Source organism: Mesorhizobium sp. f-mel (assembly GCF_053850215.1).
Genome location: NZ_JBSPTO010000002.1, coordinates 1 through 16,948, shown reverse-complemented (window position 1 = coordinate 16,948; position 16,948 = coordinate 1). Strand labels below are relative to the sequence as shown.

Below are 16,948 nucleotides of genomic sequence, written 5' to 3'. Positions count from 1 at the left end.
CCGCTGCAAACGTTCCTTGGCTGGGCTTCGGTCCGATCCGAGAAGCCTTGCCGTTGGACTTAAGTCTGACCTGCCGCGCGCAATGGGTCCGGCTATCGAGCCGCCCGGAACCGCGACCGCTCGCACTCGTTCGCCGCAAGTTCACAGGAGGAGCTCATGGAGAGGAGTGTCCACCACCCTCTAGCCTGTTTCCAACCGACATTCAGCCCCGTGTTAGGCTTCGCCAGGAGAAAGGAAATGGCCGACAACAAGTGCAATCGAGACTTCCTCGACCACGACCGCCTGTCAGTCGACGAGTACTACGAGGTGGAACATTTCGCGCGAGAAAATGGCGTTTCGCCCAGCCAGGTCAGTAAGCTGATCAAAAAGAACGGTAACGATCGAATGACCCTTACTCAAGCGGTGAGAGAATTGCGCGACCGAAAGTGAAAAATACGCCGCATCTTGTGCCTGGGGGAGATCGAAAGCGTTGGCGTTGCCGCGTCACGACTTGCCGCCTCGCTCGACGAGACCGTGGCGCTTACGCAAAAAAACCGCTGGCTGCGGTTTCCGTTCCGTCTGTAAGCCCTAAGTTCCCTTGCGATTGATCGGTTGCAGATCAAAGATGGCGTCGCTAAGCGTCGTTCGACAACAGATTGGCCGGTTCTCTCGAATCGTGCCGCTGGCGCGACGCGCCGCCGACCGGGCCGTTGGGGACATGGCGCGATACAGAGCGACAAGACTGATCGATCGATGGAATGCACTGTCGCTGGCCACCCAGTTTCTGCTCGCCGGCGGGCTGTTTTCGCTGTCGGCGATGATCGTGGTGGGAATTTCCGTGACAAGCCAGATAGAAGCAGCGGTCACCCGGAACTCGGCTTCTGCGACCGCTCTTTACGTCGACAGCGTTATCGCGCCGCTGCTCCCCGACATGCGTAGGAGCGAGGTGCTGGAGGAGAGCGTTGCCCACGCGCTGGATGAGACGCTGGGGCAAGGCGCACTCGGCACAAGGCTCGAATCCTTCAAGCTCTGGCGCCGCGACGGTACCATCCTCTATTCAACCAATAAAAATTTGGTCGGGAAGCGCTTTCCACTCAGCGACAATCTCCGGGCCGCATTCGCAGGCGACATAGTTGCTGAATTGGACAGGCACTATGATAACCAGGCTGAGAGGGACAGCGGCTTGCATCTTCTTGAAATCTATAATCCGATGCTTCAGCCATGGTCGGGCGAAGTCGTAGCTGTTTTGGAATTCGACGAGATCGCCACCGATTTTGAAAAGGACCTCCGGCAGGCACTCGTTCGGACCTGGTTCGATGTCGCTGCCGTTACCACAATTTTTTTCCTTGGGCTTTCGGCGATCGTTTTTCGTGGCAGCCGCACGATTCGTTCCCAGAGCCACTCCTTGAAGCGGCGCATTGCCGAACTTTCCGATCTGGTTGCTCAAAACAGAATGTTGAGATTGCGGGTGCAGCGTGCTTCGCAGCGCGCCACGGCACTTAACGAACGTTACCTCAGGCGGATCGGCGCGGACCTGCACGACGGGCCGGCGCAACTGGTTGCCCTCGCTGCGCTAGGGATTGACAGCCCCGTGCTAGCCGATCCTGCCACGCCGGCTGCGGCCCGCGCACGGGAATTGCAGGTGGTCAAAGCGAATTTGGACGATGCGATGCGAGAAATCAGGAATGTCAGCAAGGGCCTCATGCTGCCGCATGTCGAGAATGCCGAGTTGACGGAAATCCTCGAGCTTGCCGTGCGAGCGCACGAAGAGCGAACCGGCGTCGAAGTGATGCTGTCCATGACCGGGGGGCACGCACCCTTGTCACCAGCGGCCAAGATCTGCATCTTTCGCTTCATTCAGGAGGCGCTGAACAACGGCTTCCGCCACGCCGGGGGTGCCGGTCAATCGGTCGCGAAACATTTCGACGGGGAGCGCGTTTCTATCGAGGTTTCTGATACCGGCCCAGGTTTCGACCCGAAGATCATCCACCCTGAAAGGCTGGGGCTCGTCGGGCTGCGTGAGCGGGTAGAAAGCCTCGGCGGCCAATTTGGTGTAACATCTTCACAGAATGGCACGGTGGTGAAAATGGTTCTCAACGCAGTTGAAATAGGACAGGCGTGATGGCAGCCGCCATAAAGCTCGCCATCATCGACGACCATCCGCTGTTCAGGGAGGGCGTCGTGCGCACTCTCGAGCAGATCGGCGGGTTCGAGATCGTTGCCCAAGGCAGCAGTAGAGACGATGCCTTGCGGATATCGGAAGACCAGCAGCTCGATATTCTCCTGATGGACATCTCGGTGCCTGGAGGGGGCCTCAGTGCGATCGAACCGGCTCTGGAGCGGCATCCGGATCTGAAAATCGTGATGCTGACCGTTTCGGAGGAAAACCAGCATGTCATGACCGCCTTGCAGAGCGGGGCAAGAGGCTATGTCCTGAAGGGGGTCGGGTCGAGAACCCTGGCCGCCGTACTGCGCACGGTGGCTATGGGCGAACGGTATGTTTGCCCGCAATTGTCGGCGCGCGTGCTGGTCGACTTGTCTACCCAGTCAACCGCGACCGCGAAACCCGACGTGCTGGCCGAACTCACCAGCCGCGAAAGAGAGATCCTGACGCTGGTTGCCGCGGGATTGAGCAACAAGCGGATCGGTCTTCAGCTGAACCTGCACGAGAAAACCATAAAGCATCACATGACGCGAATTCTCGCCAAGCTCAATGTGAGCAACCGGACCGAAGCCGCGATGACACTGCGCGACGCAACCGAGCATCAGCATCCGCCTGCCCGCCATCCGGCGTGAAGCAAGGTAGCCTTGCGGCCTGTGAACTCGCCATCACTCGATCATGCCGAGCAGTCTTGCCCGATCGGAGTTCTTTGCCTGCCGCCGAATGATGGTGCGGCCCATCGCATCCCGCATTTCATAATGGCCACCGTCGATGCGCTCGCTGAGTCCGTTGGAATGCACCACACCCACACTTGGCCCGCGCACTTCGATCCGGTCTCCAGTGATCGCGTTGACATATACTTTTGCCTTGCTGCCGGGGTTTACCGCGGCAACTGGATTTGCGGGGGGATTGCCTTTTGACGATTTTGATTTGCCCTTGCCTGCGTTGGCATTGGAGTTCGAGCTCCCGGGAGTTCCTGCGTTCCCGGAGTTTCCTGCGCTCCCGGAGTTTCCTGCGTTCCCGGAGTTTCCAGCGTTCCCGGAGTTTCCAGAGTTCCCAGAGTTCCCAGAGTTCCCTTGTGCCTGGGCGGCCTGCGGGCTAAGCGTCAGGGACAGCCCGTCCTGTGCCACACGGTAGGGGCTCACGACGAGCATCAAGGTCGATGCGGTGAGGCAGATGGCGACGCGAAGCCTTCGAAGAGATTTGAGCCTGCGCTGCGATTGAGAGCACGCAGGCCGCACATTCATCATGGCGAGAACTCTTGTCTCACGAAGCCTCAGGCGTTGCGGCCGTATCGCGTCTGTGGTCAATGAATTTGCCAATAGCACGCTAGATTATCCTCTGACCGTCACGGTCTGCGTTGCATTGCTACCTGTTTCGAATTCGCCCGAGCCAATCCTCTGTACTCTGCACCATCTATCACGCTTTCGCCATCATCAGGCGGTGTCAAGACCCACTAGTCTCACGGGGAGAAACCGGCGGGTCTTGCTAGCGCAGGAAGGGACTCATTACTGCGCAAGTGTGTTGCCTTCATCGATCGGGCCCATCAGCCGATAATAAGCCCGACGGCCGCGACCCCGAACACCAAGCCAAATACCGGAAAAAGCAGCCAGCGTGCTTGGTGAATGCTGGGGTCCATTGCAGCCTCCTGTCACGGGTTGGCATCGCAACGACGCCTGCAGGAGCTCGGTTCCTGAAAACTCTCCCATCTCAGGCTTTTGCGATAGCGGTCCCGGACCAAAGCACTGCCTGTGCCAGCCCATAGTCTGCCAGCGGACAGACTGAAGCCCTATCTTGGGCCTTGGGCTCTTTTGAGCAGGAAGGGCGCCGTCGACGGTGATCCAGGAGGGTATCGCCTGGGATGGTCCTCAACACGTAGGAGATTGCTGTCCAACTTCGGTCGGCGCGTGTTGAAGGGGCCCGCCGCTGGTGCGGCGAGCCCTTTCACGCCGAACAGGGCATTAGGTCAGAATAAGGACGATCTTGAGCGTACCCGGGTCGACGATGACGATTCGGCCATCGGCCAATACGAAATACTCATAGGATTCGTAAGCCGGGACGATCTCGACGATTCGCGGTGGCAGACGACGCAGCTTAACCTTCTGCCGCGGAACCTCGACACCCACTGAGATATCAAAATCGATGCTGGCAACCGGTTCGACCCTTTCCTGCTTGAGGATTTGGGTGATTTCCGTTTTCTGTTCAACGGTCACATTGCTGATCGCGCCGGTCGAAGTCTCATCCTGAGTAGAGGTCGTGCCCTGAGTCTGCTGCTCGGTGGTGGCACCGGCCTCGCCCTGGGTCTGCTGCTCGGTCTGGACCTTGGCCTTGTCCTGCGCCTGTTGGTCGGTTGTGGCGCCAGCCTCGCCTTGGGTCTGCTGCTCGGTGGTTGCGCCGGCTTTGCCCTGGGCTTGCTCATCGGTCTGCATCTTCGCCTTGCCTTGAGCTTGCTCCTCGGTGGTGGCGCCGGCCTTACCTTGGGACTGTTCGCCCATCGCACCTTCCGGGCAACCGGCCGATCCGGCCGGGCAATTGGTGTCGGCGCCCGACTGGGTTTGGGCCGGCTGCTGTTCCTGAGCGAGCGCTGCTCCACAGCCAACGCCAATGGCCAGCATACTGGTGATCAGAACTTTTTTCACGAGACGTCTCCTTCGAAAAGTCTGTCCCTTCACGGGGAAAACCACCTCTGGAAAGTTTTGTTCCAGGCGAATTGACGGGGCGGAAGCGATCGGAGCCTGTTGGAACAAACAGGCCGCGTTCATGCGCGCGCCGTACTGAGACGAAGCTGACGCCGTCGTCGGCGAGCCATACCCGGGTCGCCTTGCTCCTGGTTTCTTTCTATACTCTCGATGGTGGGCGGGGCAGTGTAAGCGGTCCTTCGTTGGGAGGAGTTTCTATAGCGGCCAACACAAACCTGCGGTTTTTTCCTTAGAGGGTGGAACACTGTCCTGCGACAAAAGTTTAGTGCCAGCAGCGTAGTATTGTCCCTCATACAAATGCTGCGAGATCGGTGGCCCCGACCAGCCCGCGTCCTCTCCCGGAGGGCGCGGGCTTTCTGCTGCCGCGTCTTTCCGTCGCCGCGAATGGTGCCGCCGGGCGGTCTTTGCGAGAGTTCGGTTTTCATCGGGAGCAATGGAATTCAGAGCGTCCTCGGCTGCAGGCTGCAGCGGTACACAGCGACATTGCGCATGCGGTCCCAGTCCTGCGGTGCGTTTTGCTTCAGTCCCGAATTGGTCCTTCCTTGACAGCAAAAAGCGCTCTTCACATATTTCCCCGCAGCCGTCGCTCACGGCTCTCGTGGAAGCTCAAACACTCGTTCAGTTGAATGGAGGTTCTAATGAACGACAGGACTTTCGACCGGCCTGTTTTCGTCAAGAGAGGGGAGTTCATGGTGGAGGAAATCGAATGCTTGGCTGATGCTTTCGAGTTCCTGCAGGAATGGCCGAAGAATCGCAGAGGGCCAATCTTTGACACGGCGTTCCGAGCTTGCCAGCGCGCCTACGATGGCCAAGTTCCCATTTCAGTTGCACGCGAGGCTTTCGCCGGCTTCGCGAGATCGGCCAAGATCCTCGAGGACGTCTCTGCAGCTATGCCCTGGATGACGGCACCGAAAACCGGTCGCGGTGGCGTGACGGCGTAACCCATGTAGGTCCTTGGCGACGCCCTTGTGAAAATCGCCGGCATGTACAATCCGCCAAGCAGTTCCTGGCCGGTAGCGATGCCGTTACTGCGACAAGGGCGGCGCTTGAGGCACGGCTTGAGGAAATTCGCGCATTCGAGGACCCGTCCAATTCGACAGATGGTCTTTCTAGGTCAGAGCACGGAGAGCGGGGCCACGCTGGGTTGAACAGGCCCCGCGCGAATCCCAATATCGAGGAGACGAAACCGGCCCCGGCCTCTGCGGGCTGCCGAGTCTGTAGCGGCGGGGAGGGCACAGCGCGGGACATTCGCAATCTGACCTCGTCGAGCATTGATGCTGACCTCGCGAGAAGGGATCAGCATGGAGTTCGCCATTTATGGCGACGAGCAGGATGGCGTCCCCTTGGCCAAGACGGGTGACTGGGACGATGCCGGCGCGCGCGAAGCATTCCGCGTCGCTGTCGTCCGCGACGTCGACAGGACCGTCGTTACCCCGCCATTTTGGATGCCGGTGGGGAGTGTTCCTCAAGCGGAACATTACCGTCCGCTAACGGTGTGTTGGACTAGTGGGCCTACCCCCACACTTAGCCTGCTGGAGATCGGGCTGCATCCGGTCGGCCCGCGCCCAGAGGAGTAGCGCCGGCTTCTGCTTGCGCTTACCGGCGCAGCCTTTCGACCGTCTCAATTATGGCCTTCGCAAGAGCCCTCGCCCTCGTGGATCGGCTCGGGGCAGTAAAGCAACAGGACGGCTCTTCGCTCGGCAGCACGCTGGCAGGGGCATGGCTGTTCAATAGCCTTACGCACGGGCTTGAGGGCGGCCCAGGCGTTCATCGTGCCCGTCCATGCTTTCTTCGCCAGGATGGACTGTCTCAACGTCGACCGTGAAGGCAGGGGCCCGGACGAGGCGAGGCCCTGTTCCATCAAAGTCTAGCGACTGGGAAAGCGCACTGGAAAGCACGTGCGGTAACAGTTGATTCAACCATTGCTGGTATTTTAGAGCAGTGTGGTAGCGGCTCCGGCAATGTGAGGCGGGGTGCTGAGTTGCCGGAGCCGCCTGCGCAGTCCGGTAGGGTTTGACCGCGCCGTCCTATTCTGGGACAGCGCGGTCAACGATTCGTTAAAATGGAAACTAATTAAGCGTATGCTAATTGAATCGCGGTTTTGCGGGTCAATGCATGCCGTTTGAAGTTCGTCCCGCCACCTAATGCCGACTTTGGTGGAGAAGCCTCCCAAAGCGGCGCCTGGCTCCATGAGCTCAAGTTCGACAGCTACCGGACGCAAATGATCATTGACGAATGCGGAACGCGCATTTTCACCCGCCGTGGGTTGGACTGGAGGACCTCCGCCACGCGTCGCTGCAGGATTTTGGGGGGAGAATAACCGGAATTCCGCCTGGGTTTGCGGGAGTGTTCGTCAAGCGGAACATAAGCTTGTGCTAACGGTTGTGTAGGATCAGTGGGCCAACCCCCCAAGATTTAGCCCCCTGCAGATCGGGCTGCAATCCGGTCGGCCCGCGCTCGGAGGAGTGGGCGCGGGCTTTGCTTGCGCTATTACCGGCTCAGCTTTTTTCGACCTTCTCAATCATCCTTCGCAAGCGCTTCGCCTCGAACTGGTTCTCATGTCGATCGAACAGACTTGCCCGCCAGCATGTTGCCGAGCAAGTAAGCCGCCCTGTTGCTTTGCGAGCCCCCGGGCCTACAGGGGATCGAGCCGCGCCCAATTGAGCGCGAAGAAAGGTTTATAAATGTCGGGGGTACCCCATATGTTAATTCGCTCACCAGGTGCCAGCGCGTAAGCAACGTCATACTGCTTCGTGGTGCCATGGAACCCTGAAAAACTAACCGCGTTCCACCGTTCTGGATTGGTATTCCTAGCCTCCCACCATTCTTGTCCTGGCACGGTATGCTTCCAGATTTCGAGAAACCTCGACCCGTCGTCGCCCCCCCCATATCGGCAAAGTCTGTCACTGCACTAACGGCCATTTGGACCCCTGGGAAGAGAATGGGCCTGTCTCTGCCGTCTTCCAAATGGAACCATCGAGTGGCAACGAGGCCTCCGTGCTTGTCCCAATTCAAGACCTTTATTGTCTTGGGCGACGTATGCTTGTTGACCAGCTTTGGGGTATTTGTGTCAAGGTTGGTAATTTGAGCGCAATTAAGTAACTCGGCATCGATATTAACGACACGACTAACATAATCTTTGGGGAGATCAAGCATCTGAAGCCCTCCTCACTGCATCACGCAGGTTTTCATTCTGTCTTTAAACCGCACTCCGATGAAAAGTCGCGTGCAGGAAAGGCGACTTTGTCACAAAGTCGGCGGACTTGGTCAGCCGTTCTTTTCCGTGGACCACCCGCCCATCGAGGAATGGCGGGTGGTCCTTTATCAGCGCAGGAAGGACTTAGCTGCGCAGATCTCATTTCGTCATTCCGGCCATCGTCAAGTCCGGTCGGTCCCCAGCTTACGATCCTAGCTAACGATCTCCCAATCGCCAGGAATGTGATCGAAACTGCGAAGACCAGGAGCGAGTAACTAGCGGGCTTGGTGGACACTATTTTCCATGGGCTCCTCCCGTGAACTTGCAGCGAGCAACGACTATGCGCAGGGCCGGTTCCGGGTGGCGCGATGTCCGGCCTATTACGCCAAAACAGGCGAGACTTACGTCCCTTCGCGCATCAGACCAAAGTCCGTAAAAGGAACATTTGCGGCTGCCTGAGGTTTGGTGAGCCTGGCGCGAAGACGCGTTCAGCGGAACCTAGCTCATATAAAGGAGGCCATCATGAGAATGCATCTTTCCACTGCAGCCGCGGGGTTTCTGCTGCTGGCAGGTATCGGCGCCGCTGCCGCTCAGGACGTTGTTATCGCGCCTGAACAGGAGACGGTCATCAGGGAGTACGTGAAAAAGCAGCCGCTCGCCTCAGTGAAAATCCCTGGAGTGGAGCTCAATATCGGTTCAACCCTGCCCGAGACGGTCGAGCTCCATGAAGTACCCAACACCAAATACCGCACCGTTGTCGTCGACAACCGGACCGTTGTCGTTGACCCGGGCACTCGCAAGATCATCAAAATTATTGAATGACCTAAGCGACTGGGAGGAAAGCCCGCCGCGCCGAAAGGTGCGGCGGGCTTTTTTTGATTAGCTTATGGAGCGAAGTTGCCGGTGATGACGGCGAGAAAGAAAGCAACAACTCGGAACACATGCCACGCTACAGTCAAGCCGAGGCCGATTAACACAGCCCACGCAATCAGCTTACCCTAATGTCTCTCCGGCAGTTTCGGCAGCAGATGGCTTTCTTTCCCCTTCGGTCGTCATCTCGCGGTTTAGCGAACAATCCCTTGGAGATCCGACCGATGCGGGCATGCCACTGCGCTTGCGCGGGCATCTCCGGCCCTACGAATGGAGCCATGCGCCATCGGCTGTTTTGGCGTCGAAAGCTACGGGCACGCTGTGAATCACGCACGCTGCCGCCAATATCTCCTCCAACTCGTGGTCGGTCGCGTTGCAAGCCGGCATGAGTTTCCGAAGGGCGCAGATTGCCTGTCCGATCGATAGGAAGCGGGCCTTGCCTATGGAAAGAACGTAGACTTCGGCGACTGTTTCTACCGTGACTGTGGGAAAAGAGTGAGTCATCGAGAATTCTTCCCTGAAACCCTGACCAACACGATTTCCGGCCAAACGTGGCGGCCTTCAACGCTCTGTCTGATTGCGGACAGTTAGGCTCGCCGCCATTTCGGTCATTGTCTGTAGGCAATTCATTGAGTTGCTGATCCTAGAGAGGCCGGCCGGCGCGGCTCATTGCGCGTGCGATCGCAAGCTGCGCCTCGACCTTGGCATTTTCCTTTTGCGTCATGTTGTCTGCGGAGATCAGCCGGCGTAGCGAGCGCATGATCTCTCCACGGGCCCAGCCCGCTTCCAGCATGCAATCGACGATCGCCTGAAAGCTTGGCTCCATGGCCTTCTGACAATCGATCTCGCGATCGGGATATTCGCCGGGTCGTTTCGGCGGGTTTCTCACCCGGTGCCGTTTTGTCCACCTTGCGATTGTGATCCCGCACGCCATGCCAGCACAGTCGGCAATCCAGTCGAATACATCCGGACCGCGCCCTATCAGTTGCGCGCCCTGAACAACTTCAATCGCCACGCCCGAAAAAGCGAGGAGGACAATCAGCTTTGCCTTGTGTTTCGTCCAGCCGACACTTGCCAAGACCGCCAAAACGGTGAATGCGGCGGCGTGGATGAGCTTGCCATGATGCGTGAAGGTCACTCCCAAATTCTGCAGGAGCCACGCCGGAAAAAGGGCGAGCAGCAGGAGAACGCCGGCCAACGCGGCAAGGAAAGCAACCCTTGCCACGATCGGATATGAGCCTGCGCGCAACAATATAGGACAGCCCTTCATCCGAAGTTTGCAGAGGCCACCGCCAGCACGAAGCGGTCTAGAGCTGGGGCAGATTGTCAATTTCCAGCGGATCGGCGCATCAGCCGAATAGATGAAAGCTTTGAAGCTGCGGCCAAAGGAGGGCAAGATGCTATTCCCTTCGGACTGGGGTCCTTACCAGCCGGCTAGGAGCTCTAGTCAGAGCAAAACGCTCCCCCTCGGCACGGTGCTCGAAACAGAACCAGTGGGGCGTCTGCCTCGGTTTCGCAAAAGCCCCATCCTGCATTCTTCCCGCAGCCGATGCTCGCACCTATGGTGCTGAATGCCAGGGGCGCGTGACGGGCTCCATTGCACTTGCAAGGCGGATCAGCTCGTCACTCATCGAATCTCACTTCAGTCGTGGAAGATTCCACAGCCGATCTTGACGAGCCCGGACGGCAAGATCCACTGGCTCACGGAAAGATTCCGGGGATGAACGGCTGATCGTGGCTCCCAGGAAGGTGGCCGGCGCCGCTTGGGGGGGCGTTGGGGTAGATTGCCTGTAGGGCGCCGGCCTGGCGGATTGGGGTCCGCCGCACCAAGAAGCTAACAGAGCTTGCGACCGTGGATATGGCGTGATCGCGGAAGTACCGTGCTTGGAATATGTTCCTATCCAGCTATGTTAGCGCGATGGCTGACAAACCGGCGACAACTTACATCGTGAGTGTCTTCGAGAAACCGCACTGGCGAACGGTGCTGACCACGAAGGACAAGGCCAAGGCGGAAGCTATGGCGAAAGAGATCGGCGAGAAGGTTCAGATCGAAGAGATCACGCCGAAGGCGGAAGCGCTAGCCGGTCAGCTTAGTGAAGTCGTGGCGGCGCGCGCGAACATGTGCCAGCAAATTCGTTTCATTGACCACCCCGGATTGAAAGAGAGTCAGCGTGGTCGAGGCCAGAATCTGGCCGTCTATCGAGGTGCTGTACCATTTAGCGTCGGCGGTTATCTGGTCGACCACCCGCTGGCAGATCGCCCGATCTTCAGGCTTCAGGAACTGGCTTTGCGGTGCTCGTAGCATCTCGATGCCTTTAAAAGGGCGTTACTGTGTCTCCCACGCGAAGCCATGCGTGGATCTCCGAGAATGGACCGTAAACACATTCAGACAGAAAGTTGCCATTCGTTTGACCGGTGAAGGCGAGGTCTTAGTCAAGAGGGTTGCTACTATGCGGGACAACGCGCTCGCTCTAGCGGGGACGGCCCAGCGGCTTGGTTGTGGGGGGAGGCCGCTGGGCCTGACAAGCGAGCCTTCGGGGGGCGCTCACCTGGCTGGCGGAAAACATGCGCTCAAGCTAATGGAGTCGAAACATTCGAACGAAGTATGTGCGGCAATTCCGCTGTGTGGAAGCCATAAGGTGCGCCACGATGGGTCAACACGTCTGGCACCGCAATTGCATGGTCAGGTCTGGGGGAATGGGGTGGAGGCCCGTCGCTTCGCAAATGTAGCGGCGGGTCTGCTTCATAAAGGTCGCCCCCAGCCTGTGCGCTGCTTCCGTCTCGCTTCCTCGTCAATTGCCCGGACCGGCAGATAGGCGGCCGGCAACGCAATGGGTCAAGCCGGGGATCAAAGCCCGCGTGAAGCACGGGCGCGGCGAGAAGGACCTCCGCCACGCTTCGCTGCAGGATTTCTGGGACGAGGGCTAAAGCGGGACATCTCAGATCCCATACCTCAGGGCAATGAAGATCACCGGTGCAAAGATCAGGAAGATCGCCATTACTATAATCACCGCAAGGGCCAGGCGCTCTGTTCGCCTGACGATTGCAGCGACCTCTTCGTCGCTCGACGAAATGAGATCAACCGCCGAGAAATCTGTTGGGTCAGGAGTTTGATTGTCATTTGCGGGTCGGCTTGCGACCTCATCGACATTCTGTCTGCTCTGGGTAAGGGGCACAGTTGTTTCCGCTGTTAGAGTCATATCGGGCGCCCGCCGATGAGGGATACAGCGGGCACCCGGAACCACCGATGAAGGGACTTTGCTCGGCGGCCAATACCAATCCGTTCGTAAGATCTTGGTTGCCAGCCTCAGCCCTCTGTCTTTAACGCAAAGACTTCAGTCTTACTGCATCATGGACCATAGCCCGGCGGCGGAACTAAGTGCCCGCCGGTCCCGTTGCCGACCAGTGATAATTCAGAATAGGAGAGATAGTCATGGCTGACGGTCCCACCGTTGTTAACTCAGGCGGAAATGGCGCCGGCACCGCTGTCGCCGTCGTTCTCGCAATTATCGCAATCGTGGTCCTGCTGTTGTTCACCGGCGTTATCAACATAAACGGCGGGGGCACCGGAAAGGACGTCGACGTAAAGGTTGAAGCGCCCAGGGTTGAAGCGCCGACGGTCGAAGCGCCGAAGGTCGAAGCGCCCGCTCCGGCAGCGCCGGCCGCACCTGCCCCAGCCGCGCCCGCTCCGGCAGCACCTGCTGACGGCGGCTAAAGGGACGCCTTCTTGGGATGCAGCATTTTTGGGAGGAATGACCGCCTCCGTTTGCGGGGTGTTCGTCAAGAGGAGCATTAGCGTGCGCTAACACTTGTCCGGGACCAGCGGGCCTCCCCCCAACTTTAGCCCGCTGCAGGTCGGGCTGTAACCCGGTCGGCCCGCGCTCGGAGGAGGAGCGCGGGCTTTTCCTTGTCAGTCCGACGCGCCCCACAAGGCGGAAGGCCGGCGCCGCTAAGGGGGGGCGAGGTAGAATGCCCAGGCACCAGCCCGGCGAATTGGGGTCCGCCACGCACTCCGCCGTTCGGCTTCTTGCGCGCGGGGCGTCTATCCTCAGCCTTTGCGCCGCTTGGACACATCTTCTTCCGAAATGGGCTTTCCTTGTCCGGTGTTCTCGCCAATCCCGGACTTGGCTGCAAAACTATAAAGAAGGCCTGCCACGACAAGCACCAATAGCGTGCCGAGTGCCGCCACCTGCCACAGACCTAGCCCGCACGCCACGCCAATTGCCCCGGACAGCCACATGCCTGCACCGGTCGTCAGCCCGTGGACCTCGCCTCTCGAAAACAAAATCGATCCGGCAGCAAGGAACGCGACGCCAGCGGTAACCGCTTCGACGACACGAATCGGATCGACTTTCACGGAGTCCTGCAGAAACATCGGCGCGTGGACGATTTCAATCGTCAGAATACCGAAAGTAGCCGCTGCCACGCAGACCAGGATGTGGGTGCGAAGCCCGGCAGGCCGATTTCGCCATTCGCGTTCGAAACCGATCGCAGCACCGAAGATTGACGCCAGCAGAAGCCTCGCCGCAATAACCGGAAACGGGAGGTATGTCGGATGGCCGAATTCTTGGAAAAGCTGTTGCATGCGTAACCCGGGCTGACCGGCCACAACGTGCTCGGGCCGGCCCAGTTCCCCAAGGTCTGTCGGAGGTAGCGCGCCTAGGTCAGGGCAGGGGTCGAAGCGGATCGAGCGTGGGAAAAATCGCACGCTGGCGCGCATTAACTCGCCTTGGCGTAGAAATGGCGTTGGCTCCCCGGGCCGGATTCCAACCGGTCCGCATCCTGATAGTCACGGCTCTTGGCCTCGACCCTGAGGCGATTCTCGCGCCTATTGTTTGAAGGACTCTTAAATCCGGCAACGTCACCGTGCCGATCCGCTTATCCGAGGTAGGCTCAGATTTCTGCGGGTGTGTTTCCCAAGTGGAACTTTAGTAAATCCTAATGATTGTCTGTGACCAGTGGGCACGCCCCCTCAACTGCCCGCTGTAGATCGGGCCGCAACCCGATCGGGCCCGCGCTCTCCGCCAGAGGCGCGGGCTTTTCAATCGAGAGCCCGTAAGACCGTGGCCGAAGAGCGGGACGACTTCAACAAGGCGTTACCGGTGCGGCGGGCTTTTTTGTTGTCCGAGATGTCCTGAATCGTATTATTTGCGCAGAATGTTTGAGCCGGAGGGGGTGGTATGCCGATTAATCGCAAGGCTAAAGAATTTGGCGTCTTCAGTACATCCGAAGTAGCTTTGCTGGGCCGTGTGTTCGACCGACTCAAAATTCAGAGCGAATCCGAACATAGGCGCGAACTACTCGCCTCCCGGATCCTTGAAAATTATACGGCTGGTATCACTGACGAGGACGAACTCGTCTCAGCGTCAAAACTGCCGTTGGGTCGATAGATGCAACGCAAATAGGTCCTGCTTTTTCGACCCTCGCTGGAACATAGGTTTAGGGTCAAAACCCAACGGAAGATCAGTTGACTTTGGCCCGCAACGGCTCATCCTTGATTTGTTGGCCTACCTTTCCGACCAACTTTTAATAGGGAGGAAGCAATGGAAGCCGTCCATCGTAGATCCACATTTGCACTCGGTCTTACAGTGGCCGCAACGCCACTGATCGCTTGGGCGACCCCAGCCGCCGCACAGACTTACGGCCCCGATGAGGGCAAGGAGGTCGGCCCCGGCGTCAGAGTTGTAGCGCTTGGTGAGCGGGCTTCGGTCATACCAGCTTATAAAACGGTCATGCTACGCGATGTTGTTATCCAACCCGGCGCGAAGACGCCAGACAACATGATGACGAACGACATGCTCTGCCACATGACTGAGGGAGAACTTTCGGTCGTTCACAACAAAGAAAAGTTCACAGTCAAGAAGGGCGATGTTTGGGCCTGCGCTAAAGGCGCTACGACAGAAGGCACTCAGAACACGAGCAGTGCGGTCGCGATCATGCGGGTCATCGATTTGATGCCCGCATGAGGGAAGCGACGGGGTGGAAGTGCGGCTATGCCGATCAGCCCGCGTCCTGCCTCCGTGAGGCGCGGGCTTCTCCATAGCGTTACCGGTTTAGCCTTTCGACGGTCTCAATGACTGCCTTCGCAAGTGTTTCGCCCTCGTGGATAGGCTCGGGGCCGTAAAGCAACAGGACAGCTTCCTCGCTCGGCAGCACGCCGGCGGGGCAAGTTTCCTCGATCGCCATCAGCACCATGTGTAGCGCCGTCCAGCAAGCCATTACATCTTGGTCTGCCATAACCGCTTGAACATTCAATTTTGCTAAAATGTTCCGGAACTAAATTGGCTGCCGCGCCTTAATCGCGGTTGTTGGGGTAGTGCATGCGTTTGGAGTTCAGCCCTCCGTTGATGCCAACTTTGGTGGAGAAGCCGCCAGAGAGCGCGGATTGGATTCACGAAGTCAAATTTGATGGCTACCGCTCGCAGATCGTTCGCGATCGCGAAGGCGTTCGCATCTTCACGCGTCGCGGTCTCGATTGGACCGCTGCCCGTGAGCGCGCCGGAGCAGCCGGCGTGGGCATCCTGAAAACGGCCAATTCGCTTCCTATATTGGCCGAAGGTGCAATCGCATGGGCGAGGGTGTCGCATGTTCAGACTTGTCGTCATTGCCCTGGTCGTCGTCGTGGCCAGAGCGGGCCGTAAACCCTCTTAACCGCGAGGATTCCCGTCATGGCTAGAGAAGGGTCTCTGAGAAGATCGACATCGGTGTTGACTAGGGCTCGGCGACTCGGACGAAAGATCCTGCGCTGGCTGGAGGGAGACAGCCGATCCCAACAGCTCAGAGACGAAGTTCTGTTTTGGAGACACTGGTTCTCCACTCAGGGATCATTCTGGCCAGAGGACTACAAGGAACGTCTTGACCCCAATTTACCAATTCAGGATCACGTTGGGCGATATGTCGACAGGTTGGCGACCAACCCAGTTTACATACTCGATGTGGGCGCTGGCCCCTTGACGAAGCTCGGCAAAGTGCATGCCTCGAAAGAGATCATGATTACTGCAACTGACCTGTTGGCAACAGAATATGATCAAGTTCTTAGAGATTTTGGGATCCAACCTCTTGTGCGAACAGTCTTTGGTGACGCCGAAAATCTTAGCACCCAATTTGGCGATTACAGTTTCGACATCGTGCATGGACAGAATTGTATAGACCACACGGCTAGTCCACTCAAGGCAATACGACAGATGCTCTCGGTCACAAAACATGATGGTTTCGTCGTGCTTTATCATGCTGAAAACGAAGGAAAGACGGAATCGTACAAGCAGCTGCACAAGTGGGACTTCACATGTGAGAAAGGACATTTCGTTATCAGAGGGCCTGGACCGGGTGGGGATTCGGTGGATGCCACTGAGGCGCTGGCCGCGGTAGGGTCTGTTGAATGTAGCTTGGATGACGGCGCGGTGCTTGTTGCAATCCGAAAGCATCCGCAAAGACGCCAGTGATATCTGGCCAACCTGGGATGAAGCGACCGGCAACGCAATGGGTCAAGCCGGGGCTGATTGGCCGCGTGAAGCATCTGCGTGGCGAGGAAGACCTGCGGCATGCCTCGCTGCAGGATTTCCGGGAAGAGCTAGTGGTAAAAGCCTGACGTTTGGTACCCAAGGGAAATGCCGCTTTCGACCAGTTGACGACCTTGGTCGTCGCAGACTTGAGCGTCCAAAACGAGGTCGGGAACCTGACCTTCAGCGCAATAGCATTCGGGTGCTCTCTCGTGTGAGGTCATTCGCCACATTTGGCGTCCGGTCACACCGAGGCCGCCCGAGTTTCAACACGTTGAACACCGGGAGGTGTCCGTTATTATAGCGAGGCGCTCGTGATGGCTCGCGAAACGGGCGACCCGCAGATGCTTTTTCCGTGCTATGATGGGTGCAACGCTTAATCTCGACCTCGGCGATATGGCAGAGGCCGAACGCTATACTCGGGCGCAGGAGTTTGCGCCTAGCACGGGCTCAACCCCGAAGCCCTTGTCGTGTTGCCCTTTCTTGACTGATCCGGGGCGAGGAGGTTGTCCATGTCCACGAGTAATCTCGACCGCCCGCTGCA

At 58.3% G+C, this 16,948-nt stretch carries 17 protein-coding genes and 1 pseudogene; 12 read left to right on the top strand and 6 right to left on the bottom strand.

The window, feature by feature from the left end; all coding sequences use genetic code 11:
- Nucleotides 1–237 precede the first annotated feature (237 nt).
- The 3 genes from ACWUKX_RS04150 to ACWUKX_RS04140 all read left to right on the top strand — a co-directional run bounded on the left by ACWUKX_RS04150 (nt 238) and on the right by ACWUKX_RS04140 (nt 2,775).
- Entirely contained in the window at nt 238–429 is a 192-nt protein-coding gene (locus ACWUKX_RS04150) for a DUF3606 domain-containing protein (protein WP_029353282.1), read from the top strand.
- Nucleotides 430–697: 268 nt separating this feature from the next.
- A complete protein-coding gene (locus tag ACWUKX_RS04145; protein WP_456004884.1) occupies nt 698–2,101 on the top strand; it encodes a sensor histidine kinase in 1,404 nt (467 codons plus the stop codon).
- Entirely contained in the window at nt 2,101–2,775 is a 675-nt protein-coding gene (locus ACWUKX_RS04140) for a LuxR C-terminal-related transcriptional regulator (RefSeq protein WP_029353278.1), read from the top strand. Before ACWUKX_RS04145 ends, ACWUKX_RS04140 begins: the two co-directional genes overlap by 1 nt.
- A 33-nt stretch (nt 2,776–2,808) precedes the next feature.
- Here ACWUKX_RS04140 and ACWUKX_RS04135 read toward each other — a convergent pair whose 3' ends face one another.
- Together ACWUKX_RS04135 and ACWUKX_RS04130 are read right to left on the bottom strand one after the other, a co-directional pair.
- A complete protein-coding gene (locus tag ACWUKX_RS04135) occupies nt 2,809–3,390 on the bottom strand; it encodes a hypothetical protein (protein WP_456004147.1) in 582 nt (193 codons plus the stop codon).
- A gap of 711 nt (nt 3,391–4,101) precedes the next feature.
- Nucleotides 4,102–4,779 (bottom strand): DUF1236 domain-containing protein, encoded by a 678-nt coding sequence (locus tag ACWUKX_RS04130; protein WP_456004144.1) that lies wholly within the window; start codon nt 4,777–4,779, stop codon nt 4,102–4,104.
- A gap of 698 nt (nt 4,780–5,477) precedes the next feature.
- Between ACWUKX_RS04130 and ACWUKX_RS04125 the strand changes: the two genes are divergently transcribed.
- Both ACWUKX_RS04125 and ACWUKX_RS04120 read left to right on the top strand, forming a co-directional pair.
- Entirely contained in the window at nt 5,478–5,780 is a 303-nt protein-coding gene (locus tag ACWUKX_RS04125; protein WP_029353270.1) for a DUF982 domain-containing protein, read from the top strand.
- Nucleotides 5,781–8,557: 2,777 nt separating this feature from the next.
- Nucleotides 8,558–8,857 (top strand): DUF1236 domain-containing protein, encoded by a 300-nt coding sequence (locus ACWUKX_RS04120; protein ID WP_456004141.1) that lies wholly within the window; start codon nt 8,558–8,560, stop codon nt 8,855–8,857.
- A 691-nt stretch (nt 8,858–9,548) separates the two neighbouring features.
- Here the strand turns inward: ACWUKX_RS04120 and ACWUKX_RS04115 are convergent.
- On the bottom strand, nt 9,549–10,130 hold the full coding sequence (locus ACWUKX_RS04115; RefSeq protein ID WP_456004138.1) for a VanZ family protein: 582 nt from the start codon (nt 10,128–10,130) through the stop codon (nt 9,549–9,551).
- A 693-nt stretch (nt 10,131–10,823) separates the two neighbouring features.
- On the opposite strand from ACWUKX_RS04115, the gene ACWUKX_RS04110 reads away from it, so the two are divergent.
- On the top strand, nt 10,824–11,207 hold the full coding sequence (locus tag ACWUKX_RS04110; RefSeq protein WP_456004135.1) for a hypothetical protein: 384 nt from the start codon (nt 10,824–10,826) through the stop codon (nt 11,205–11,207).
- 637 nt (nt 11,208–11,844) lie between these two features.
- Here ACWUKX_RS04110 and ACWUKX_RS04105 read toward each other — a convergent pair.
- Nucleotides 11,845–12,081: a hypothetical protein gene (locus ACWUKX_RS04105; RefSeq protein ID WP_287340379.1), complete on the bottom strand. Its 237-nt coding sequence runs from the start codon at nt 12,079–12,081 to the stop codon at nt 11,845–11,847.
- A 257-nt stretch (nt 12,082–12,338) separates the two neighbouring features.
- On the opposite strand from ACWUKX_RS04105, the gene ACWUKX_RS04100 reads away from it, so the two are divergent.
- Complete coding sequence (locus ACWUKX_RS04100) at nt 12,339–12,620, top strand: hypothetical protein (RefSeq protein ID WP_456004132.1); 282 nt, start codon at nt 12,339–12,341, stop codon at nt 12,618–12,620.
- 333 nt (nt 12,621–12,953) lie between these two features.
- On the opposite strand, the gene ACWUKX_RS04095 is transcribed toward ACWUKX_RS04100, so the two are convergent.
- Complete coding sequence (locus tag ACWUKX_RS04095; RefSeq protein ID WP_029353246.1) at nt 12,954–13,490, bottom strand: MgtC/SapB family protein; 537 nt, start codon at nt 13,488–13,490, stop codon at nt 12,954–12,956.
- A 958-nt stretch (nt 13,491–14,448) separates the two neighbouring features.
- On the opposite strand from ACWUKX_RS04095, the gene ACWUKX_RS04090 reads away from it, so the two are divergent.
- Nucleotides 14,449–14,871, top strand: a complete 423-nt coding sequence (locus tag ACWUKX_RS04090) for a hypothetical protein (RefSeq protein ID WP_456004129.1) — start codon at nt 14,449–14,451, stop codon at nt 14,869–14,871.
- A 79-nt stretch (nt 14,872–14,950) separates the two neighbouring features.
- On the opposite strand, the gene ACWUKX_RS04085 is transcribed toward ACWUKX_RS04090, so the two are convergent.
- The gene (locus tag ACWUKX_RS04085; RefSeq protein WP_456004126.1) at nt 14,951–15,142 is read right to left on the bottom strand and encodes a hypothetical protein; all 192 of its coding nucleotides are present in this window, start codon (nt 15,140–15,142) and stop codon (nt 14,951–14,953) included.
- A gap of 83 nt (nt 15,143–15,225) precedes the next feature.
- On the opposite strand from ACWUKX_RS04085, the gene ACWUKX_RS04080 reads away from it, so the two are divergent.
- The 4 genes and pseudogenes from ACWUKX_RS04080 to ACWUKX_RS04065 all read left to right on the top strand — a co-directional run.
- Nucleotides 15,226–15,546, top strand: coding sequence for an ATP-dependent DNA ligase (locus ACWUKX_RS04080; RefSeq protein ID WP_456004122.1), 321 nt, complete (start codon nt 15,226–15,228; stop codon nt 15,544–15,546).
- Between the two features lie 27 nt (nt 15,547–15,573).
- Nucleotides 15,574–16,347, top strand: a complete 774-nt coding sequence (locus tag ACWUKX_RS04075) for a class I SAM-dependent methyltransferase (RefSeq protein ID WP_456004119.1) — start codon at nt 15,574–15,576, stop codon at nt 16,345–16,347.
- Nucleotides 16,348–16,364: 17 nt separating this feature from the next.
- The gene (locus tag ACWUKX_RS04070) at nt 16,365–16,493 is read left to right on the top strand and encodes a hypothetical protein (RefSeq protein ID WP_456004916.1); all 129 of its coding nucleotides are present in this window, start codon (nt 16,365–16,367) and stop codon (nt 16,491–16,493) included.
- Nucleotides 16,494–16,697: 204 nt separating this feature from the next.
- Nucleotides 16,698–16,895, top strand: a pseudogene (locus ACWUKX_RS04065) (hypothetical protein); the annotation flags it as partial.
- Between the last annotated feature and the right edge of the window lie 53 nt (nt 16,896–16,948).